The organism is uncultured Sphingomonas sp., assembly GCF_913774285.1.
Classification (GTDB): domain Bacteria; phylum Pseudomonadota; class Alphaproteobacteria; order Sphingomonadales; family Sphingomonadaceae; genus Sphingomonas.
In genome coordinates this window covers 65,697-87,159 of sequence record NZ_CAJYHX010000034.1, presented here as the reverse complement: position 1 = coordinate 87,159, position 21,463 = coordinate 65,697, and the positions used below count along the sequence as shown (strand labels likewise).

The 21,463-nt window shown below is 68.0% G+C and carries 16 protein-coding genes; 8 read left to right on the top strand and 8 right to left on the bottom strand.

The window, feature by feature from the left end:
* Positions 1-3,097: LamG-like jellyroll fold domain-containing protein (locus tag QZ670_RS19555; RefSeq protein ID WP_294258818.1), on the bottom strand; the 3,097-nt coding region annotated here is incomplete at its 3' end.
* Positions 3,098-3,234: 137 nt separating this feature from the next.
* Here QZ670_RS19555 and QZ670_RS19550 point away from each other — a divergent pair.
* From QZ670_RS19550 to QZ670_RS19530, 5 genes are all read left to right on the top strand, one after another.
* Positions 3,235-4,449: an ROK family transcriptional regulator gene (locus QZ670_RS19550; protein ID WP_294258814.1), complete on the top strand. Its 1,215-nt coding sequence runs from the start codon at positions 3,235-3,237 to the stop codon at positions 4,447-4,449.
* Positions 4,450-4,630: 181 nt separating this feature from the next.
* On the top strand, positions 4,631-5,524 hold the full coding sequence (locus QZ670_RS19545) for an ROK family protein (protein ID WP_294258811.1): 894 nt from the start codon (positions 4,631-4,633) through the stop codon (positions 5,522-5,524).
* A gap of 83 nt (positions 5,525-5,607) precedes the next feature.
* Positions 5,608-8,061, top strand: coding sequence for a glycoside hydrolase family 3 protein (locus QZ670_RS19540; protein WP_294258808.1), 2,454 nt, complete (start codon positions 5,608-5,610; stop codon positions 8,059-8,061).
* The gene (locus QZ670_RS19535; RefSeq protein WP_294258806.1) at positions 8,058-9,095 is read left to right on the top strand and encodes an aldose epimerase family protein; all 1,038 of its coding nucleotides are present in this window, start codon (positions 8,058-8,060) and stop codon (positions 9,093-9,095) included. Before QZ670_RS19540 ends, QZ670_RS19535 begins: the two co-directional genes overlap by 4 nt.
* A 155-nt stretch (positions 9,096-9,250) precedes the next feature.
* A complete protein-coding gene (locus tag QZ670_RS19530; RefSeq protein WP_294258804.1) occupies positions 9,251-9,604 on the top strand; it encodes a hypothetical protein in 354 nt (117 codons plus the stop codon).
* A gap of 9 nt (positions 9,605-9,613) precedes the next feature.
* Here QZ670_RS19530 and QZ670_RS19525 read toward each other — a convergent pair whose 3' ends face one another.
* The 4 genes from QZ670_RS19525 to QZ670_RS19510 form a co-directional block, all read right to left on the bottom strand.
* Positions 9,614-9,793 (bottom strand): hypothetical protein, encoded by a 180-nt coding sequence (locus QZ670_RS19525; protein ID WP_294258826.1) that lies wholly within the window; start codon positions 9,791-9,793, stop codon positions 9,614-9,616.
* A gap of 137 nt (positions 9,794-9,930) precedes the next feature.
* Entirely contained in the window at positions 9,931-10,746 is an 816-nt protein-coding gene (locus tag QZ670_RS19520) for a hypothetical protein (RefSeq protein ID WP_294258802.1), read from the bottom strand.
* Between the two features lie 150 nt (positions 10,747-10,896).
* A complete protein-coding gene (gene dapD / locus QZ670_RS19515) occupies positions 10,897-11,715 on the bottom strand; it encodes a 2,3,4,5-tetrahydropyridine-2,6-dicarboxylate N-succinyltransferase (RefSeq protein WP_294258800.1) in 819 nt (272 codons plus the stop codon).
* Position 11,716: 1 nt separating this feature from the next.
* On the bottom strand, positions 11,717-12,379 hold the full coding sequence (locus QZ670_RS19510; protein WP_294258798.1) for a pyrimidine 5'-nucleotidase: 663 nt from the start codon (positions 12,377-12,379) through the stop codon (positions 11,717-11,719).
* 171 nt (positions 12,380-12,550) lie between these two features.
* On the opposite strand from QZ670_RS19510, the gene QZ670_RS19505 reads away from it, so the two are divergent.
* The 3 genes from QZ670_RS19505 to QZ670_RS19495 all read left to right on the top strand — a co-directional run bounded on the left by QZ670_RS19505 (position 12,551) and on the right by QZ670_RS19495 (position 17,482).
* On the top strand, positions 12,551-14,902 hold the full coding sequence (locus QZ670_RS19505) for a S8 family peptidase (RefSeq protein ID WP_294258795.1): 2,352 nt from the start codon (positions 12,551-12,553) through the stop codon (positions 14,900-14,902).
* Between the two features lie 57 nt (positions 14,903-14,959).
* Complete coding sequence (locus tag QZ670_RS19500; protein WP_294258791.1) at positions 14,960-15,823, top strand: aldose 1-epimerase family protein; 864 nt, start codon at positions 14,960-14,962, stop codon at positions 15,821-15,823.
* 90 nt (positions 15,824-15,913) lie between these two features.
* Positions 15,914-17,482 (top strand): peptide chain release factor 3, encoded by a 1,569-nt coding sequence (locus QZ670_RS19495; protein ID WP_294258789.1) that lies wholly within the window; start codon positions 15,914-15,916, stop codon positions 17,480-17,482.
* On the opposite strand, the gene QZ670_RS19490 is transcribed toward QZ670_RS19495, so the two are convergent.
* The 3 genes from QZ670_RS19490 to QZ670_RS19480 form a co-directional block, all read right to left on the bottom strand.
* Positions 17,483-17,719 carry a hypothetical protein gene (locus tag QZ670_RS19490; protein ID WP_125975437.1) on the bottom strand — a complete coding sequence of 79 codons (237 nt, stop codon included), beginning with the start codon at positions 17,717-17,719 and terminating at the stop codon, positions 17,483-17,485.
* Positions 17,720-17,763: 44 nt separating this feature from the next.
* The gene (locus QZ670_RS19485; protein ID WP_294258823.1) at positions 17,764-18,966 is read right to left on the bottom strand and encodes an MFS transporter; all 1,203 of its coding nucleotides are present in this window, start codon (positions 18,964-18,966) and stop codon (positions 17,764-17,766) included.
* A gap of 123 nt (positions 18,967-19,089) precedes the next feature.
* On the bottom strand, positions 19,090-21,423 hold the full coding sequence (locus QZ670_RS19480) for a TonB-dependent receptor (protein ID WP_294258785.1): 2,334 nt from the start codon (positions 21,421-21,423) through the stop codon (positions 19,090-19,092).
* Positions 21,424-21,463: the final 40 nt, after the last annotated feature.

Genomic DNA, 21,463 nt, shown 5'->3' with positions numbered 1-21,463 from the left:
CATCGTCCGCCGCCTGCCAATAGCTGTTGGTCGACAGGACCTGCCCACCGGCATCGGTCGCCTCCAGCCGGACGAGCACGGCCCCGCGCTTCATGGCGGAGGCGAGGTCGAGGTTGAGGGCCGGCGTCACGCCCTCGGCATTGGCGACGACCTTGGCCTCCTGCTCGCCCTCGCTGCGGCCATCGAGCCCGACGACACGCGCGCGCACCTGCACGCCCTTCAGCGCATCACGGGTGTTATTGACGAGCACGACGCGGTGGTCGGGCAGGTTCATCTGGACATGGATCGGCTCGGCAGCCTTCTTCACGCCGTAAAAGGCGGCGTGCGTGTCATAGTCGGACGAGAAGATCTGCCACGCCGAGGAGGGCCAGGCGGGCTGGGTCATCCACAGCATCCGCCCCGAATTCTCGGTCCAGAGACCCGCATTCATCCCCTCGAAGATGGCGCGGTAAGACTCATACTCCATCATCTGCGCCTTGCGCTCGAAATCCTCGAGGCCCGTGGGCGCGCCGAAACGTTTTTCGAGCGCATCGGTGAAGCTCTTGACCGCGCCGTTCCCGGTCTGGTGCCAGTCATGATAGGCCCAGACATCGCCGATCGGCCAGCGATCCGCCTCGGCCGGGATGGTCCGCTTCCACGATTCCAGCGTCGGCAACGAGGGCGTGCCGACCTCGACCGAAAAGCCCTTGGCAGCGCCCGTGAAATACTCGACCGGCGGCCGCCAATTATAGGGCCCCGAGCCTTGCAGGTTCACCGCATTGGACGAGGGCATGTAGAGCCGCGTCCCGTCTTCGGCGCGCAGCAGCGTGTCGAGCCCGGTGTTGAGGATCGGTTGCGGAACCCCCTCGTTACGCCCGAACCAGGCGACGATCGAGGGATGGTTGCGGAACCGGCGCACCACGTCGGTGGCGTTGGCGAGGAACAGCTGCGGGTCCTCGGCCTCCATATTGTAATCCTGGGTCGACTCCCAGAAGTCGGACAGGACCATCAGGCCGTACTCGTCGGCCAGGTCGAAGAAGCTCTCTTCCGTATTCTGGCCCACCCAGTTGCGGATGATGTTGAGATGCGCGTCGCGGTGCAGGCGGAAGAACGGCTCCAGATGCGCGCGGTCGACGCGCTTCCTATAGTCGTCCATGCCGATATTGCCGCCGCGCGCCGCGATCCGCACGCCGTTGACCCGCAAGGTCAGATAGGGGGCGAGGCGAGGATCGTCGGTGACCTTGGCGACCGCCGCCGACTGGTCGCCGCCCGGCGTGAAGCTCATCGCCCAGCCATTGGCGGTCTTGCGAATGCCCTTGTGGCTGGTGTCGATCACCTTGGGTCCACCGCGCGCGCGGTTGAGGTCCAGCGTCACCCGCTCCAGATCGCCGTCATCGTCGAACAGAGACAGGTCATAGGTCACCTGCCGCATGCCGAAGCGAAGCGCCTTGCTATCCGACAGCGCGCCGTCGACCGCCGCCGTAATGGCGAGGTTGTGCAGCGCCGGGTCGCCATAGCCGTTGGGCCACCAGAGACGCGGATTCTTGACCGACAGCTGCGGGAACTCGGACGGCGACAGGACAGCGCGGATCGTCTGGCCCGGCGCGACCGTCACCGGCTTTTCGACGACCACATCGTCGAACACCGCGCGCACCGTCGTCGTCACCGGCGCTTGGCCGTTATTGGTGACCGGCACCGCGATCTCGACATCGGCGACCGAGTTGTCGGGCTTGGGCAGTGTCGTCACGACCTGCGGATCGCCCATCACCGCCGGGCCCGTCGCAGCCAGCGTCACCCCCTGCCACAGCCCGGTATTGCGATCGCGGACGCTCGGTATCCAGTCCCAGCCCTCGGTCGCGACGAAGGTCGGGCCGTCGATCGCGAGCTGGCCGCCATTCTCGCCGACGCCAGCCTTGATCGACTGTTCGTGCGGGATGCCGGGATGCGGCGGCGGGGAGACGCGCACGGCGATGACGTTCTCGCCGGCGGCGGGCGTGATCTCGAACTGGCCGCGGATGAACGCGCCGCGCGTCTCTCCCTGGCGCTGCCCGTTGACCCACACTTCCGAGGCATAGTTGATGCCGCCGAACACGAGCGTGAGCCGCTTGCCGGCGGCTTCGGCGGGCACGGTGAAGCTGGTGCGGTACCAATAATCCTGCCGGGCGAGGCTCTCGGGAATCTTGAGGTTGTTCAGCCCGTAATAGGGATCGGGATAGACACCGCGATCGACGAGCGTGGTCAGCACCGTGCCGGGCACCGTGGCGGCATACCAGGTGCCTTCGGGCTTGCCGGGCTTCGACAGCGTCGCACCATCCGCAGGCACGCCGGGGGCGGCGGCGAGCTGCCAGTCGTTGATCTGCCAGCGCAAGGGGCCCGTGGGGGCGAGGCTCGGCAGCGCCGGCACCGGCTTGGCGGCCGGGGGCGAGTAGGCCGTATCGCTCTGCGGCAGCGTCCAGGGATCCTGCTGGCGCGTCATGCCGATATTGGCGGTCTTCTGCAGGTTCCAGCCAACGCCGACCTGCCACATCTGGACCAGCTCGAAGGCGGGCGGGGCGGCGGCCTCGCCTTGCACTTCGGTAGCGCCGAGCGCGACGCCGCGCAGCTGTGCCTGGACCAGCGCGCCACCGAAGTGCGGCTGGCCCTGTGTGACCGGCGCAAGCGCGATCCGCGAAGCCACCGCCGAGCCGTTGAGCGCGCCTTCGCCGACCTGCTTGCCGTCGAGATAGAGGCGTACCCGCCCGCCTTCGATCACTGCGGCGACATGGCTCCAGCGTCCGGCGGCGAGCTTCGGCGTGCTGTTCACCGCCGTCCCGCTGCCGAAGAAGTGCAGTGCACCGTTGCGCAGCCCCAGGCAGCGGCAGTCCCCGGCCGGATCGCCGAACGCGATCAGCGTCACCACGCCCTGCGGCACGACATCGGGTTTCACCCAGGCCGAAAGCGTCAACGGCGCGCCCGAGCGGAGCAGCGCGTCGGCGCCGCTCAGCGGCCGGTCGATTCCGATGCCGCCGGCGAGGAAGCTGGCGTTATAGGGCCCGGCATTGTCCGGCTCGGCTGCCTGGACGACGGAGATGGCGAGCAGCGCGGCGCCAGCCAGCATCGCACGGGTGAAACTGCGCATCGGATTTCTTCCCCCAAAACTGCACCAGGCAGGCCAAGTCGGCGACATGTTTTTATTCACCAAATTTCGCAATTCAACCGGCGAGAACGGTTCCATGCTTGCACCCTGGGCCCAAATCGACTGTTATCGCAATCAAGATGAGTAGCGGTTGCCCTCCAATCCGCCTTTCCGGGACCAATCTGGAACGCGCCGCGGACCATAACCAGCGCGTGACGCTGCATGCCATTCGCGCCAATGGCTCGCTTACCAGGGTCGATCTGGCCCGGATCACCGGCCTCACCGCGGCGGCGATCGCCAACATCACCAAGCGGCTGCTCGCCGATGGGCTGATCCAGGAGGCCGGGCGGCGCTTCGGCGGGCGCGGCCAGCCGCCGACGAACCTGATCATCAATCCCCAGGCCTGCTATTCGCTCGGCCTCAACATCGATCGCGACCACGTCACGCTGGTGCTGGTCGACTTTCTCGGCGAGACGGTCGCCCGCGCCTCGCGCGAGATTGACTTCGCGCTGCCCGAGCAGGTTGCCGAATTCTACCACGCCGAGGTGGAAGTGCTGATCGCCTCGGCCGGGGTCGATCCCGCCCGGATCGTAGGCCTGGGCGTGGCGACGCCCGACGATCTCGGCCTGATCGAGCTGCCCGGCAAGCCCGACGCCTATCGCCGCTGGGAACAGACTGATCTCGCCGAACTGCTCGCCTGGCCGCTGGACGTGCCGGTATTCGTCGAGAACGACGCCGCCGCCGCCGCGATGGGCGAGCTGCAGCTGGGGCTGGGCCTCCAGCATTCGAGCTTCTTCTACATCCTGATTTCCTCGGCGCTGGGCGGCGGGCTGGTGATCGACAGCAATTATTTCCGCGGGGCGACGGGCCGCAGCGGCGAGCTCGGCTTCCTTACCCACCGCGATCAGGACGGCGTGGTGCGACAGATCCAGGCGCATGTCTCGCTCTCGGGCCTCGCCGCGCCGCTCGAGGCGGCGGGCTATTCCGTGCAGGACATGCTGACCTGCGACGGGGGCGATCCGAAGCTCGAGGCGGTGGTCGATGCCTGGATCGAGGAGGCCGCACGACTGCTGGTCGGCCCGCTGCTGGCGGTGAACTGCCTGATCAATCCGGAGACGGTGCTGATCGGCGGCCGTCTGCCGCGCCGCCACGTCGACCGGCTGGCCGAACGCGCGAACGCGCTGCTCGCCGAGCAGGGCGGCGATGCGCCCGCGCTGGCGCCGATCGCCCGCGCTCAACTCTCCGCCGACGCTCCCGCGGTCGGCGCGGCGATCCTGCCGTTCAGCTATTTCTTGCTGCCCAAGAGCAGCGCGCTGTGGAAAGACACCGCTGACAGCGCAGCCGCCACGGCTTGACCCTTCATTAAATCAACTGAATAACTTTAATCTTGTGCCCGGCGCCGCCGCGGGGCAGAGGAAGTGCCGCGCGTGGCGCAATGGTTCAGGAACAGACCGGCGTGCTGCCGGCCCGTTGGGGAGGAATATCGGTGGCGATCGATCGCATGGGAAACCAGCCAGCGCGGGGCCTCCGTCGCTGATGTCGACCGCAACGCTTCCCGTTGCCGGGATCGAGCTCGGCGGCACCAAGTGCATCCTTACTCTCGCGCACGGACCCGATCGGATCCTTGCGCAGGAAACCGTGCCGACCGAGGCGCCGGGGAAGACGCTCGCCGCCCTTGAGGCAGTGCTGGGCGGCTGGTGGGAGGCGCATGGATTCGCCGCGCTCGGCATCGCCAGCTTCGGCCCGGTTTGTCTCGACCCCGCCAATGCGCAGTTCGGCCATATCCTCACCACCTCCAAGCCCGGCTGGAGCGACACCGACGTCGCCCGCCGTCTCGCCGCGCCCTTCGCGGTACCGATGGCGTTCGATACCGACGTCAACGGCGCGGCGCTTGCCGAGATGCGCTGGGGCGCGGGGCAGGGGCTCAGCGACTTCGCCTATGTCACCGTGGGCACCGGCGTGGGCGTCGGGCTGGTGATCAACGGCAAGCCGACGCGCGGCATCGGCCATTGCGAGATGGGCCATATCCGCGTGCCGCGCCTGCCCAGCGACACCGCGCCGAGCGGCTGCCCCTTTCATGACGATTGCATCGAGGGCCTCGCTTCGGGCACCGGCATCCGCGCGGCGCTGGGCGACCAGCCTCTCGACAGCGTCGGTGCGGACCATGCGGTGTGGGACCGCGTCGCCTCTGCGATTGCGCTGTTGTGTCACACGATGGTTGCGACCGCCGGGCCGCAACGCATCGCGATCGGCGGCGGGGTGATGCAGCGCCAGCCGCACCTGCTCGCCCGGATCGACCCGCTGCTGCGCGAGAGCATCGCGGGCTATCTGACCGTGCCACCCGCGCCGTACATCGTCTCTCCCGCGCTCGGCGATCAGGCCGGGCCCTTGGGACCGATCGCGATGGCATTGCAGGCGCAGGGCATCTAGCCGCGCGCAAAGTTGACCCGGCGCATGGACTTGTGCGCCGGTCCTGCGGTATCGCCTCCCCAACACCGTTAGGGGAGAGAGACATGTCCGCAGGCCTGAAGCTGCTATTGGTCACCACCATCCTCGCTGCCGCGCCGGCAATGGCACAGCAGGCGCCGACAGCGTTGTCCGGTGTCGCGCATCCGGAGAAATGGCCGGCGGCCAAGAGCCAGGGCCTGATCGATCCCGCCACCGAGAAGTTCGTCACCGATCTGCTGGCGAAGATGACGCTGGAGGAGAAGGTCGGCCAGATGATCCAGGCCGATATCGGCAGCATCAAGCCCGAGGATCTGGCGGTCTACCCGCTCGGCTCGATCCTCGCGGGCGGCAGCTCGCCGCCGCTCGGCGCACCCGATCGCAGCCCGCGCGGACCGTGGCTGGCGACCGCACAGGCCTTCCAGAAGGCCGCGCTCGCCCGCAAGGGCAGCCATGTCGCGATCCCGATCATGTTCGGTATCGACGCGGTGCACGGCAACAACAACATCGTCGGCGCGACGCTCTTCCCGCACAATGTCGGCCTCGGCGCGATGCGCGACCCGGCGCTGATGGAGAAGATCGGCCGCGCGACCGCCGAGGAGACGAGCTCGGTCGGCATCGACTGGGCCTTCGGGCCGACGCTCGCAGTGCCGCAGGACGAACGCTGGGGCCGCGCCTATGAGGGCTATTCGGAGGAGCCGGAGGTCGTCCGCAGCTATGCCGGCGCGATGATCCGCGGCCTGCAGGGCGCACCGGGCACCAAGGACCGGTTGCAGAAGGGCTATGTCGCCGCCTCCGCCAAGCACTTCCTCGGCGACGGCGGCACCTTCGGCGGGCAGGACCAGGGCGATACGCGTGTCTCCGAAGACGAGCTGATCCGCATCCACAATGCCGGCTATCCGGGTGCCATCGATGCCGGCACGATGACCGTGATGGCCTCGTTCAGCAGCTGGAACGGGGTGAAGATGCACGGCAACAAGTCGCTGCTCACCGATGTGCTGAAGGGCAGGATGGGCTTTGACGGCTTCGTCGTCGGCGACTGGAACGGCCATGCCCAGGTGCCGGGCTGCACCCCCACCGATTGCGCCGCGACGTTCAACGCCGGGCTCGACATGGCGATGGCGCCGGACAGCTGGAAGGGGCTGTACGAATCGACGATCGTGCATGTGAAGGACGGCACGATCCCGATGGCGCGGGTGGACGATGCGGTGCGCCGCATCCTGCGCGTGAAGGTGCAGATGGGCCTGTTCAACGCCGCCCGGCCTTATGAGAGCAAGGCCGGGCTGGTGGGCGCGGCCGAGCATCGCGCAATCGCCCGCGAGGCGGTGGCCAAGTCGCTGGTGCTGCTCAAGAACAGCGGGGTGCTGCCGGTGAAGGCGAGCGCCAACGTGCTGGTCGCCGGGCCGGGTGCGGATTCGATGGCGCAGCAGTCGGGCGGCTGGACGCTGAGCTGGCAGGGCGACGGCAATCCGAACAGCATGTTCCCGAATGGCGAGACGATCTTCGCCGGCATCCAGGCCGCGGTGAAGTCGGGCGGCGGCACCGCGACGCTCTCGGCCGACGGCAGCTTCACGGCCAAGCCCGATGTGGCGATCGTCGTTTTCGGCGAGGAGCCCTATGCCGAGATGCGCGGCGACGTCCGCACATTGGAGTTCCAACCGGGCGACAAGCAGGCGCTGGCGCTGCTCAAGAAGCTCAAGGCCGCCGGCGTGCCGGTCGTCTCGGTGTTCCTGTCGGGCCGTCCGCTCTGGGTGAACCCCGAGCTCAACGCCTCGGACGCGTTCGTTGCCGCCTGGCTGCCGGGCAGCGAAGGCGCGGGCGTGGCCGACGTGCTGATCGGCGACAAGGCCGGCAAGCCGCGCCGGGATTTCACCGGCAAACTCTCGTTCAGCTGGCCCAAGACCGCGGGCCAGTTCACCCTCAATCGCGGCGAGCCGGGCTATGACCCGCTCTTCGCCTTCGGCTATGGCCTCAGCTACGCCAAGCCGGGCACGGTGGGTGCGCTGAGCGAAGTCTCGGGTGTCGATGCGTCGCTGGCCAACACCAGCATTTTCTTCGCCAAGGGCGTGACCCCGGCGCCCTTCGCCTTCGCGAGCGATAGCAAGATCACCCGCAAGACCGTCGACGGCCCGGCGACGCAGGAAGGCGCGCAGCAGCTGACCTGGCCCGCGGGCCCGGCGACGCTGCGCATCGGCGGCAGCGACCTCGACCTGAGCCGCGAAACCAATGGCGACCTGTCGTTGCGCCTCGTCTACCGCGTCGATGCGGCGCCGAGCGGCTCGGTGCGGCTGTCGATGGAAGGCGGCAAGAACACGGGAACGATCGACGCGACCAGCCTGTTCTCGGGCAAGAGCGGATGGAAGACGGTCAACGTGCTGCTGAAATGCTATCAGAAGAACGGAGTCGACGTGACCAAGGTGAACGCGCCGATCGTGCTGCAGGCGAACGGGCCCTTCACGCTCTCGCTGGCCGAGGCGAAGATCGTGTCCGATCCCAACAATTCGGTCTGCCCGGGCCAATGAGCGGGATCGAGGTCGTCGAGATTGCGCGCGGGGCGTTTCGCGCGCAGTTCCTCACCCTAGGCGCGACGCTCCACCGGCTGGAGGTGCCCGATCGGGCGGGCCGGTCGGACAATGTCGTGCTCGGCTATGCCGACCTCGAAGACTATCTCCGCCAGCCGCCGCGCTATTATGGCGCGGTGGCGGGGCGATACGCCAATCGCATCGCCGGTGGCCGCTTCACGCTGGACGGCGAGACCTTCCAGCTGACAACCAACGAGAATGGGAACAGCCTGCATTCGGGGCCCGACGGATTCGACCAGCAATTCTGGACGGTGGAGGCGCGCAGCGACAGCGCGGTCACCTTCCGGCTGGAAACGCCGCATGGCTGGAACGGCTTTCCGGGCGATCTCGTCGCGCGCGTCGAATATGTGCTGGAGGAAGGCGGGCTGGCGGTGCGCTTCACCGCCACGTCGGACCGGGCGACAGTGGTCAACCTGACGCAGCACGCGTACTTCAACCTGGCAGGCGAGGGCAGCGGGGAGACGGTGCTCGACCATCTGCTGCAGCTTCCCGCGAGCGCGATCACCCCGGTGAACGATGCGCTGATTCCGACGGGAGAACTGGCGCCGGTGGACGGGGGCGCGTTCGACTTTCGCGGCCCGAAGCCGATCGGTCGCGACATCGATGCGTCGGATGCGCAGCTCGCGCTGGGGCAGGGCTACGATCACAACTTCGTGCTGGATGGCCCGGCCGGATTTGAGCGCCGGATCGCGACGCTGTTCGATCCCGAGTCGGGTCGCGTGCTGGAGGTGCATTCCACCGAGCCGGGGGTGCAGTTCTACTCGGGCAACTACCTCGCCGATGGCGCCCCCGGCACCGGCGGCGGCGTGTATCCGAAGCGCGGCGGTCTTTGCCTGGAGCCGCAGAAGTTTCCTGACAGTCCCAACCAGCCGAGCTTCCCGAGCGCCCGGGTAGAGGTGGGGGAGATCTATCGGCACAGCATGGCGTTCCGGTTCCGGACGGCTGCGGACGTGAACGAGGCGTTCGGGGGCTGAACTGAATTAGCCCCTCCTCCTGGGAGAAGGAGTTGGGGGGGAGGCATTCCAGAAGGTCTGTCGGTCTCTGTGAGACAGGGCCCCACCCCAACCCCTCCCCTAAAGGGGAGGGGCTAGAGGTTGTTCCGCCTGCCAGTCCCCGATACAGCCTCCGCATGGCAAAAGCGGATCGCCTCGAACGGCTCGACAATCGGCGCATCGAACTCGAGGCGGAATATCGCGCCGCGCTGATCGAAGCGCTGGAGCGCACCGCGGCGGGCAAATGGGGGCTGTTCGACCACCAGAAGGACCGCCACGCCCGCGCCGCCATCCGCCCCACCCTCGACCACTTGGCCGAGTTGGGCGAGGAAATCGACGCCGCGCGCGACCGACTGGGGCTGCCGCCCTTCGCGCTCCAGCAGGAATTTCTCGCCGCGCGGGGCCCGGTGGGGCCCTCGGCGGTCGGCGAGCCCAAGCAGGCCCAGGCCTGGCTGACGCGTCTCGCGGCCGACGAGTCTGCGGCGCGCTGATCCGGTCGCCTATTCGGCCTCGGCCCGGGCAACTTCCGCGGCGGTGCGTTCCGCGGCGCGGCGCGCATCCTCTTCCTTCTTCTTCTTGCCCTGATCGTAGTGCCACTTGATGGCGAAGAACATGCCCGTGCCGAACACAGCGAGCTTGAACGTGCCCAGGAGAATCGGAACCCAAATCATCGCTACCACCTGATCTGCGCCGCGTCCGCGTCGATCGCGCGGGCTATCGCCGCGACGCTCTGGCACATATCAACGACAAACAAAACCCATACGATGTTCCATACAATCTTGGATCTGGGATGCGTGTGTCCAGCAAGGGCCCGTGATCAGTCGGCGTCGCCGCCGTCGCCGCCGCCGCCGCGCTGCGAATAGGTGATGCGGATCCGCACCCAGCTGCCGACCAGCAACCGGCTGTTCACCCGCGGCGCCTTCACCCGAAACTGGAACGCCGCCTGGCGCACGGCGCCGGCATAGCCCGAGCCGCGCGGGAATTCGCCGAGTTCCTGGCAATCGGTCACCTGGTAGCGCTCGATCGTCCGGCAGGCGACTTCGCCCCAACCTTCGCGACCCAGCGCGCGCTGCGGAAGGTAGGGGGAGAGCTGCGCATTGGTGGGGCGGCGATACCAGTCGGCGGCGTAGAGCGTCTCGCCATGTGGGCCTGTGCCGGCGCGGGGGGTATCGTCGGCGCCGCTACCGCCGCCGGCGTCGGCGGTCTGGGTGTTGCCCTGGTCGCCTGCCGGCGCGGCGGGTGCTTTGGCGATATCGCTCGCCGCATAGTCGCGCCGGCTCATCACGATGAAGCTCGGCGGGCCGCTGGATACGGATGGCACGACGGGGGGCGGGGGCAGTGCCGAAGTGGGCGGCGCCGGCCGCTCCGCCTCTGCTTCCTCACCGGCGCGCTTGCGGGCCTTTTCGGGGGCCTTGGCAGCGTCCTTCTCGGCCGGCGCCTGCTCGCCTTCCGAGGCCTCGATCCCGAATACCACCGTCTTCGGCTTTTCCTTGGGCGTGACCCGCGGCGCCATCCACAGCAGCATCAGCGCAATCAGCAGCTCGATCGCCAGCGCCAGCAGAATCGCGGCGGTGCGTCCGCGCAGCGAGACGCGCAACCGGCGCACGGGCGAGGCGGAAGAGGTGGACGACATGGCGCGCGGAACACTCAGGACAGGGCGAAGCCGGGGATTCGAGCTCCGTGCCGGCGGTCGTTATACGCCGTAGGGGACGCGGCGGGATTGGGGCGAAATGGTGTCGGCATTCCGCATTCCCGCCGCGATGTGTAACGGCCGCCGTAACAATCAGTCGCGCAGCAGCTCGTTGATCCCGGTCTTGCTGCGGGTCTGCGCGTCGACCGTCTTGACGATCACTGCGCAATAGAGGCCGGGCTTGCCGTCTTCGGCAGGCAGCGTGCCGGGCACCACCACCGCATAGGGCGGCACTTCGCCGCGATAGACTTGGCCGGTCGCGCGATCGACGATCTTGGTCGAGGCGCCGAGATAGACGCCCATCGACAGCACCGCGCCCTCGCCGACCCGCACGCCCTCGGCCACTTCCGAGCGCGCGCCGATGAACGCGCCGTCGCCGATGATCACGGGATCGGCCTGCAGCGGCTCGAGCACGCCGCCGATGCCGACGCCGCCCGAGAGATGCACGTTCCTGCCGATCTGCGCGCAGCTGCCGACCGTGGTCCAGGTATCGACCATGGTGCCTTCGCCGACATAGGCGCCGATGTTGACGAAGCTCGGCATCAGCACCGCGCCCTTGGCGATGTGCGCGCCGTGGCGGACGATGCTGCCCGGCACCGCGCGAAAGCCGGCGTCGCGGAACGCGGCCTCGCCCCAGCCGGTGAACTTCGAGGGCACCTTGTCGAACCACGCGGTGCCTTCGGGGCCGGGGACGACGACATTGTCGTTGAGGCGGAAGCTGAGCAGCACCGCCTTCTTGAGCCACTGGTTGACCTGCCAGCCGCCGTCCACCGGCTCGGCGACGCGCGCTTCGCCGCGATCGAGCAGGTTCAGCGCTTCTGCGACGGCTTCGCGCACCGCGCCCTCGGTGGCGAAGCTCAGGTTCGCACGGTCTTCCCAGGCGGCGTCGATCGTCGCGGCGAGATCGTTCATGTCAGCTCTCCAAGATGCTGTGGAGCCAGGCTCCGAGATCGGTGATGGTGTAGTCGATAAAGCTGCGGTCTGCGTCCGGCGCCTGTTCCGAGCCATTGTTGATCCAGACGGTGGTCATGCCGATCGCCTTCGCCGGCCCCAGGTTGCGCGCCATGTCCTCGACGAACAGCGATTCGCGCGGGTTCAGGTCGTACGCCTCGCACAGGCCGCGATAGGCCGAGGGCTCGGGCTTGGGGCGATAGCTGGTGGCGTGGATGTCGTGGATCGCCTCGAAGGTCTCGCCCAGCCCCAGCTTGTCGAGGACCTTCTGCGCATAGGGCGCATCGCCATTGGTGAAGATCAGCTTGCGGCCGGGAAGCTTCGCCAGTGCCTCGATCAGCGCCTCATTTTGCTCGAGCACGCTCATGTCCACATCGTGGACGTAATCGAGATAGTCGTGCGGATCGGTGCCATGCTCTTCGATCAGCCCGTACAGCGTGGCGCCGTGCGCGTGGAAATAGGCCTTCTGCACCTTGTGCGCCTCTTCCGCCGAACAATGGAGCAGGCGCTGGACATATTCGCCGATCCGCGCATCGATCATCGCGAACAGGTTGGCGCTCGCGGGATAGAGCGTGTTGTCCAGATCGAAGATCCAGTTGCGGACGTGCGAGAGCGAGGCGAGCATCGCCGGGGCGTGTAGGAGGTGCCCCCCGCCGCCGCAAGCGCCGAGCGCGCGCACCGGCATCGGGACTCCCCCGGCACCCGGGTAAACCCAAAAAAAACCACTCCACGCGTAGGTGAGGACCCTCCTGACACGAGGGTTTTCGGTATGCGAGTGGCATTGCGCGTTGGATGGATGCACACGGCGGCGCTCGGCGGCCTCGTGGCGCTGGGCGCGTGCAGCGGTGGCGGCGGTGGTGGTATCGCGAGCACGCCGGCGCCCGCACCGGCGCCCGCGCAGATACCCGTGCCAACGCCAACGCCGACCCCGACACCGACGCCTACCCCCGTGCCGACCCCGACCCCGACCCCGACGCCCACGCCGACGCCCACCACCAATTACGACACGACCGAATATCGCACCACGGTGGGTGCCCTCTCGATGAACGCGCTGATCGCCTACAAGAACGGCGCGACCGGCAGCGGCATCAAGGTGGGTGTGATCGATTCGGGCATCGACGTGCAGAGCGCCGAGTTCGGCGATTGTTCGGGCGGGCTTGGCATCGGTACCTGCCGCATCCTCGCCAGCTCGAGCGATCCCGGCGGCAACGGGACGGTAGACGACGTCGGTGGCCACGGCACCGCGGTGGCCTTCACGATCGCCGGACGGCGCAACGACACTGGCACGCAGGGCGTGGCATTCAATTCGCAGCTCGTCGTCGAGCGCGCGGACCAGCCGGGCACCTGCAACGGGACCGATACCAGCACCTGCAAATTCTCCGACACCGCCATCGCCCAGGGACTCGATCGCGCTCGGCAGGCGGGCGCGCGCGTCGTCAACATCTCGCTAGGGGGTGATTCGGCTTCGTCGGCACTCGCCTCGGCGATCGATCGCGCCACTGCGGCGGGGGTGATCGTGGTGATCGCCGCCGGCAACGACGGCGCCGCGAATCCGGACGCCTTCACCAGCGCGGCGACCAATGCGGCGATTTCGCGCGGGCTGGTGATCATCGCCGGCTCGGTCAATTCCAGCGACGTCATCTCCAGCTTCTCGAACCGCGCCGGGTCCGCCGCCAGCGTGTATCTTGCGGCCGTGGGCGAGGGCGTGCGTGCGCCGGATGCGAACAACACCGCCTATATCTGGTCGGGCACGTCGTTTTCGGCGCCGCAGATCACCGGCGCGATCGCGCTGCTCGCCCAGGCCTTCCCCAACCTCACCGGCAAGCAGATCGTCGACCTGCTCTACGCGACCGCGCGCGACATGGGGGACGCCGGCGTCGACCCGATCTACGGGCGCGGCGTGCTCGATCTCACTCGCGCCTTCCAGCCGGTCGGCACCATGTCGGTGGCGGGGACGAGCGCGGTGATCGCACCGACGATCAACGGCACGCTCAGCGGGCCGATGGGCGATGCCAGCCAGGGCGCGCTGGGCATGGCGGCGCTCGATTCGTTCGGCCGCGCCTATGCGACGACGATCACCAACAGCTTCCAGCGCCAGAGCCTGTCGCGAAACCTGCCGGCGCTGATGGCCACGCGCGATCGCAGCTTTTCGGTCGGCGGCGACCAGATGCGCGTCGCCGTGTCGCTGGTCCCCACGGTCGATTCGGTGCGGATCGAGCGGTTCGGCATCACCAGCCGCGATGCGGGCGTGGCGCGGATGCTGGCAACGACGGTGAGCGGCCGGCTGGGCGCCAAGGCGCAGTTCGCCTTCGGCGCTTCGCAGACCGGCAACGTGCTCACCGCCCAGCTGGCAGGTCGCGACGATCCTGCATTCCTGATCGCGCGCGATCCGCTCAGCAATGCCGGCTTCGATACCGATGTCGGCGGATCGGCGGCCGTGCGCCAGGCGATTGGCCCCTGGGGGCTGACTGTCGCCAGCGAAGTCGGCGACGTGCTCAGCCAGCGTGCCGGCGACGCGGCCGCCCTGCAGGCGCGCTGGCTGCGCTTCGGCTATGACCGCAGCACCATCGCCGTCGACCGGCGCTTCGGCGGGCTCAATGCGAGCCTTGGCGTCACTCGCCTATCGGAAAACAATACCGTGCTCGGCGCGCGATTCAGCGCCGGCCTCGGTTCGGCGCGGGCAAGCAGCCTGTTCGCCGATCTGGGCGTGCGCTGGGATCTCGGCCTGGGGCTGAGCCTCGGCGGCTCGCTCCGCCAGGGCTGGACCAACGTCCGGCTGCGCGAAGGCATCCAGGGTTCGGGCCTGATCCGCACCAATGCATGGGCGGCGGACATCGGCAAGGACGGGCTGTTCGGCAGCGACTCGATCGGCCTGCGCATCGCCCAGCCGCTGCGGGTGGCGCGCGGCGGCATCGGCCTCACCCTGCCGCAGGGATGGGATTATGGCACGCTGAGCGTCACCAGCTGGAGCAGCGAGCGGATCAACCTCGCGCCCGTCGGCCGCGAGATCGACTACGAGCTCCGCTATCACTGGCGTTTTGCCGACGGCGATGTGAGCAGCAACCTGTTCCTCCGCCGCCAACCGGGCAACATCGCGGCGATGCCGAGCGACCTGGGCGGCGCGGTGCGGCTGAGCTGGGGCTTCTGACGGCTTCCCCTGGCGGCGGCGCGCCTGTAGGGCGGACGTGCTGCCAGGGGAGACGCCATGATCGAGATCGCCAGCGCGCGGCTGACCGCCGCGATCAACCCGCACGGGGCCGAGCTCTCGTCGCTGCGCGATCCCGCCGGGCGCGAGCTGATGACCGACGGCGATCCCGCCTTCTGGTCGGGTCACGCGCCGCTGCTCTTCCCGATCGTCGGGCGGCTGGTCGGCGATCGCTATCGGCTGGACGGCAAGGACTATAGCCTGCCGCAGCACGGCTTCGCGCGGCGGCGTGATTTCGCGTTGGTCGAGCAGGGCCCGGATCGGGTAACCTTCCGGCTGGAAGACGATGCCGGGACCCGCGCGGTCTACCCCTTCGCCTTTACCCTCGATGCGACCTACCGGCTGGAAGACGCCACGCTGTGGATCGAGATCGCGGTCACCAACCGCGACACGCGCGACATGCCCGCCAGCTTCGGCTTCCACCCCGCCTTCGCCTGGCCGCTGCCCTATGACCGTCCGCGAGCCGACCACCGCATCTTGTTCGACGAGCCGGAGTTCTCGTCGCTGCGCTACATCGGCGAAGGCGGCATCGCGGCCGATCGGCGGCCGAGCCCGGTGGAGGGGCAGAAGCTATCGCTGTCCGACGACCTCTTCACCGCCGACGCGCTGATCTGGGACCAACTCGCCAGCCGCGGACTGCTGTTCGGCGCAGAGGACGGGCCGCAGCTTCGCGTCCGCTTCCCCGATACCGGGCTGCTCGGCATCTGGACCAAGCCCGGCGCGCGCTTCATCTGCGTCGAACCCTGGTGGGGCATCGCCGATCCGGCGGGCTTCAATGGCGAAATCTGGGACAAGCCGGGCATCCAGCGGCTGGAACCCGGTGAGACTCGGCGCTTCGCGATGGACGTCACGCTGATCGACTGAGAGACGGTTGGGGGCGCGCACGCACCGCTGGATAAAAAGCGCGTCACCGACTAAGGCGTCGCGATTCTCCCTCCCGTTCGAAGTACCCGCATGTCCCCCTCCGATCGTCGCACGTTCGCCATCATCTCGCACCCGGACGCGGGCAAGACCACGCTCACCGAAAAGCTGCTGCTGTTCGGCGGCGCGATCCATCTTGCCGGCGAAGTGAAGGCGCGCGGTGCCGCTCGCCGTGCGCGGTCGGACTGGATGAAGATCGAGCAGCAGCGCGGCATCTCGGTCACCAGCTCCGTGATGACCTTCGAGCGCGACGGGATCACCTTCAACCTGCTCGACACGCCGGGCCACGAGGACTTCTCGGAAGACACCTATCGCACGCTCACCGCGGTCGACTCCGCGGTGATGGTGATCGACGTCGCCAAGGGCATCGAAAGCCAGACGCGCAAGCTGTTCGAGGTCTGTCGCCTGCGCAACGTGCCGATCATCACCTTCGTCAACAAGGTCGACCGCGAAGGTCGCGAGGTGTTCGCCACGCTGGACGAGGTCGCCGAACTGCTCCAGCTCGACGTAGTGCCGATGACCTGGCCGGTTGGGATGGGCGGGACCTTCGAGGGCATTTACGACCTTGCCACCAAGCGCCTGCTGCTCCCCGAGGGCGATGCCCGCGAGTTTCACGGCAAGGTGATCCAGACGACCGGGCTCGACGATCCGCAGCTCGACGCGATCCTCTCGGCCGACAATCTCGCCAAGCTGCGCGAGGACGTGGAGCTCGCCTTGGCGGGCTATGCCGAATTCGACGGCGAGGCGTACCGCAACGGCGACATGACGCCAGTCTATTTCGGCTCGGCGCTGAAGGAGTTTGGCGTGGATTCGCTGATCGCCGCGATCGCCGAATTCGCGCCCCCGCCGCACGCGCTGCCCGCCGAGCCGGCACCGGTGGAGCCGACCCGCGACGAGGTGACCGGCTTCGTGTTCAAGGTCCAGGCGAACATGGACCCCAACCACCGCGATCGCATCGCGTTCATGCGGCTGGTTTCGGGCACCTTCAAGCGTGGCATGAAGCTGACGCCGACCGGGCATGGCAAGCCGATCGCGATCCACTCGCCGATCCTGTTCTTCGCCCGCGAGCGCGAACTGGCCGACGAGGCGTTTCCGGGCGACATCATCGGCATCCCCAACCACGGCACGCTACGGGTGGGCGACACGCTGTCCGAGCGGGCGGGGGTGCGCTTCACCGGGCTACCCAACTTCGCGCCGGAAATCCTGCGTCGCGTGGCGCTCAAGGACCCGACCAAGACCAAGCAGCTCCGTAAGGCGCTGGACGATCTGTCCGAAGAGGGCGTGATTCAGGTCTTCTATCCGGAGATCGGATCGAACTGGATCATCGGCGTGGTCGGCCAGCTGCAGCTCGACGTGCTGCTCAGCCGGCTCGATGCGGAGTACAAGGTCGGCGCGGTGCTCGAGCCTTCGCCCTACGATACCGCACGGTGGATTTCGTCGGACGACGCCGCGGCGCTCAAGGAGTTTCTCGACCTCAACCGCGGTGCGCTCGCCAAGGATCGCGACGGCAATCCCGTCTTCCTCGCCAAGTCGGCCTGGGAAGTCGGGTACATTGCCGAGCGCTACAACAAGGTGAAGCTCGCGGCGACGCGCGAGCGGTAATCAGGCCGCCGCGCGCTGTTCCCGGCCACGCTCGCCGAGGCCGCTGGCGATCCAGTCGCGGATGCGTTCGGCGCGGCCGAGATCGGCTTCGAACTTGGCGAGCAGCTCCTCGGCGCCGCTGGTGTCGGTGCCGGCGGCACGCATCATGGCGAGGACTTCCTGCTGGGCGGCAATGTGACGCTCGGCGAGCACCACATTCTTCTCGGCTTTGACGAGGTCGGTCGGGGTATAGCTCATGTGGTTATTATAGAAGTAACTATGCGGCAGCGGGAATCACGCCGCTATTCGACCCAGTCCGCCGCCAGCCGCCGGCTCGCCAGCGCCATGAGCAGGCCGGCGACGAGATAGAGGCCGAGCCCCGCCGCGATCGCGTAGCGCAGACCGTCGGCGGCGCCGTACGCAGGGGTCAGCTGCTTGGAGAGGAGGCCGATCACCCAGCTGCCGATGCCGAGCCCGATCAGGTTGTTGATCAGCAGGAACGAGGCCGAGGCGGTGGCACGCATCTGCGGCGGCACCAGGTGCTGGACGGCAGTGAGCACGGGCCCGAGCCAGACATAGACCAGCGCCTGCGGCACGAGGAACAGCAGGAACGCTGCCTGCCAGCTGTGCGCAAGCACGCCGGCGACGAACAGCGGCAGGCCGAGGACGTAGCAGATGGCCGGCGCCAGCGCGTACCACTTCCGGTGGCGGCGGCCCAGCCGATCGCCCAGCCAGCCGCCGAGCAGGATGCCCGCCACGCCGCCGGTGAGTGCAAGTGCGCCGAAGAACTGGCCGACCTGGGCGAGGTCGAGCCGGAAGCTGCGCAGGATCAGGCTCGGCAGCCAGAAGGCGACGCCATAGCCGCACATCGATCCCGCCGCCGCGCCGAAGGCGAGCAGCCAGAAGCTCGGCTTGGCGGCGAGGATGCCGAACACGCGGGAGAGCGGTACCTGGCCCTTGGCTGGCGCGGCGCGGGGGGGATCGCGGACGAGCAGCTTGAACGGCACCGTGATCGCCAGCCCGAGCAGCCCCACGACGAGAAAGGCGGTCCGCCACTCCACCTTCTGCGCGATATAGCCGCCGAGCAGAGCCCCGCCCGCCGAGCCGAGCGGGATGCCGAGCGAATAGATCGACAGCGCGCGCGACCGGCGCTCGGCCGGATAGGCATCGGCGATCAGCGCATAGCTGGGCGCCACGCCGCCCGCTTCGCCCACGCCGACGCCGAGCCGGTACAGGAACATGCTCGTGAAATGCTGCGCCGTGCCGCACAGCGCGGTGAAGGCGCTCCACACGCCGAGCGAGATGGCGATCACCCAGCTGCGGCTGGTGCGGTCGGCGAGCATCGCCAGCGGGATGGCGAGGGTGGAATAGAGCAGTGCGAAGGCAAAGCCGCCCAGCATGCCGAGCTGCCCGTCATCGAGCCCCAGGTCCGCCTTTACCGGCTGGGCGAGGATCGAGAGGATCTGCCGGTCGAGGAAGTTGAAGATATAGACCAGCAGCAGCATCGCGAGGACGAGGCCGCGTGGGGCAGCGGGGCGGGTTGGGCTGGGCTGCACGGTCACTCCTCGGCCGGTTTTCATCGAGTCAGGTAGCGCCCCTTCCCGTCGCGGGGGAAGGGGCAGGGAGCCTCAGAACTTCACCGTCCCGGTCACGAACACCTGGCGCGGGTTGCCGTAATAGCCGGTCAGCACGCCTTCGGTCCCCAGCGTCGGCACATAGGCGCCGGCCGGTGTGCGCAGGAAATCGCCCGTGTCGGAGTTCTGCGCGAGAAAGTTGTAGCCGGAGACGATGTAGCGCTTGTCGAACAGGTTGCGGCCATGCACCCCGATCGAGAACCGCTTGTCGATGTCCCAGTTCAGGTTCGCGTCGAACAGCGTGAAGCCCGACTGATCGAGCATCGGCGTGCGCAGCTCGAACTGCTGCGAAGCGCTGCGGTACGAGGCGGTGAAGCTCGCCGCGACCTGGCCGTCGCTGCCAACCGGCACCGAATAGCCGATCGTGCCGCTTGCCGTCCAATCCGGCGTGTTCTGGATGCGGCGGCGGCTGGCGACGTCGATCCCGCGCGAATCGATGAAGCGCTTGTAGCGGGCATCGAGATAGCCGACCGACCAGTTGAGGTTCAGCGTTCCGCCCGGGGTCACCAGATCGCGCGCGGCGATCAGATTGCCCTCGAACTCCACGCCGCGCATCCGCGCCTTGCCGGCATTGGTGGTGATGCCGATGAAGGTCTGCTGGCCGTTGATCGTGGTGCCGATCGAGCCCGGCACCTGCACGTCGGTGTAATCGGCATGGAAGGCGGCGAGCGCGAAGCTCAGCCGGCGATCGAACAGCGATGCCTTGTAGCCGAGCTCGTAACTGCTGACCGTCTCGGGGTCGAACGACATGAAGTCATAGACCTGCGCCGGTGTGCACGTGGCGCCGCTCGGCGTGCGGCACGCGCTGGTCTGTCCGCGCGGATCGAAGCCGCCGCCCTTGAAGCCCTTCGACCAGCTTGCGTAGAGCGTATGGTCCTTGCTCGGCTTGAAGCTGATCGAGGCGCGGGGCGTGAACTTCTTGAAGTCGGCGCTGCCGCGGAAGTCCGAGGTCGTGGCGGCCAGCACGCCCGCGCCGCCGAAATAGGGCGAGCCGCCGCCCAGATAGGTCTGGCGCAGCACGCGCGACTGGCGCTGGTCCCAGGTGTAGCGCCCGCCCGCCGAGATGCTGAACATCGGCGTGAGGTCGTAGGTGAAGTCGCCGAACACCGCGACGGTATCGGTCTTCACGTCGCCGAAGGTCAGTGCAGTCACCCCGCCGGGCAGGCGTACGTCGAACACGGTGCGGGCCTTGGCATCGAGATAATAGACGCCGAGCAGGCCCGAGAGCCCGCCGGTATCCACCAGCAGCTGCGCTTCCTGGCTGAACTGCTTGTTGTTGTAGAAGGCGGGCACGTCGACCTGCACCGCCGGCAGCGCGTCGAAGTCGATCGGCGTGGCGCTGTCGTCCTTGCGATAGGCGGTGATCGAGCGGAAGGTCAGCCACGTCGCGGGGCGCAGCTCGGCGAGGCCGGTCACGCCCCAGGCCTTCACGTCCTGCCGCGGGGTGACGAGGCCGCCTTGCGAATCGAACACGTCGGCCAGCACCGGCGTGCCGCTGACGATGCCCGGGATCAGCCGGTGGCCGCCACGGCTGTTGCTCTTGTCATGCGTATAGTCGCCCGAGACGCGGAAGAAGGCGCTGCTGCTAGGCTCATATTCCACCGTGCCGCGCGCGGCCCACAGGTCCTTGTTGTAATTGTCCTGGCCGGTGGTCAGGTTGGTGCCGAAGCCGCCACGGCTCAGCCGCGCGCCGGCTGCACCGATCTTGAGCCCGGTGTCGCCGATCGGCGCGCTGGCGCTCACCACCAGATCGGCCTGATTGTACGAGCCATAGCTGCCGCGCAGCTGCAGCGTCGGGTCGGCGCCGATCCGCTTGGTGACGTATTTCACCGCACCGCCGATCGTGTTGCGGCCATAGAGCGTGCCCTGTGGCCCGCGCAGCACCTCGATCCGCTCGACGTCATAGATGTCGAGCACCGCCGCCTGCGGCCGGTTGAGGTACACGTCGTCGAGATAGAGCCCAACGCCCGCCTCGAACCCAGCGACTGGATCCTGCTGGCCGACGCCGCGGATGAAGGCGGACAGCGTGTTGTTGGTGCCGCGCGACACCTCGAGCGATACGTTCGGAGCGGATTGGGCGATGTCGGTGATGTCGAGCGCACCCTGGGCATTGAGCTGCGCGCCGCTGATCGCGGTGACGGCGATCGGCACGTCGATCAGGCTCTCCGCGCGGCGGCGGGCGGTGACGATGATCTCGCCGTCCTGCTGTTGCTGCGCGGCCTCTGCGGTCTGGCCGGCAGCTTCGCTGTCCTGGGCGAAGGCGGGCGTGGCGGCGAGCAGCGCGGCGCTCGCGAGCAGGACAATACGAACGGAATCGTGCCGTGACATGGTAATCCTCCCCTGGTGCAACCCATCTTTGAACGCGGGT

What these genes read in the sequence shown, in the direction of transcription:
- QZ670_RS19550 (WP_294258814.1), top strand. Translation starts at nt 3,235, where the DNA reads ATGAGTAGCGGTTGCCCTCCAATCCGCCTTTCCGGGACCAATCTGGAA.
- QZ670_RS19545 (WP_294258811.1), top strand. Translation starts at nt 4,631, where the DNA reads ATGTCGACCGCAACGCTTCCCGTTGCCGGGATCGAGCTCGGCGGCACC.
- QZ670_RS19540 (WP_294258808.1), top strand. Translation starts at nt 5,608, where the DNA reads ATGTCCGCAGGCCTGAAGCTGCTATTGGTCACCACCATCCTCGCTGCC.
- QZ670_RS19535 (WP_294258806.1), top strand. Translation starts at nt 8,058, where the DNA reads ATGAGCGGGATCGAGGTCGTCGAGATTGCGCGCGGGGCGTTTCGCGCG.
- QZ670_RS19530 (WP_294258804.1), top strand. Translation starts at nt 9,251, where the DNA reads ATGGCAAAAGCGGATCGCCTCGAACGGCTCGACAATCGGCGCATCGAA.
- QZ670_RS19520 (WP_294258802.1), bottom strand. Translation starts at nt 10,746, where the DNA reads ATGTCGTCCACCTCTTCCGCCTCGCCCGTGCGCCGGTTGCGCGTCTCG.
- dapD (WP_294258800.1), bottom strand. Translation starts at nt 11,715, where the DNA reads ATGAACGATCTCGCCGCGACGATCGACGCCGCCTGGGAAGACCGTGCG.
- QZ670_RS19510 (WP_294258798.1), bottom strand. Translation starts at nt 12,379, where the DNA reads ATGCTCGCCTCGCTCTCGCACGTCCGCAACTGGATCTTCGATCTGGAC.
- QZ670_RS19505 (WP_294258795.1), top strand. Translation starts at nt 12,551, where the DNA reads ATGCACACGGCGGCGCTCGGCGGCCTCGTGGCGCTGGGCGCGTGCAGC.
- QZ670_RS19500 (WP_294258791.1), top strand. Translation starts at nt 14,960, where the DNA reads ATGATCGAGATCGCCAGCGCGCGGCTGACCGCCGCGATCAACCCGCAC.
- QZ670_RS19495 (WP_294258789.1), top strand. Translation starts at nt 15,914, where the DNA reads ATGTCCCCCTCCGATCGTCGCACGTTCGCCATCATCTCGCACCCGGAC.
- QZ670_RS19490 (WP_125975437.1), bottom strand. Translation starts at nt 17,719, where the DNA reads ATGAGCTATACCCCGACCGACCTCGTCAAAGCCGAGAAGAATGTGGTG.
- QZ670_RS19485 (WP_294258823.1), bottom strand. Translation starts at nt 18,966, where the DNA reads ATGCTGCTGCTGGTCTATATCTTCAACTTCCTCGACCGGCAGATCCTC.
- QZ670_RS19480 (WP_294258785.1), bottom strand. Translation starts at nt 21,423, where the DNA reads ATGTCACGGCACGATTCCGTTCGTATTGTCCTGCTCGCGAGCGCCGCG.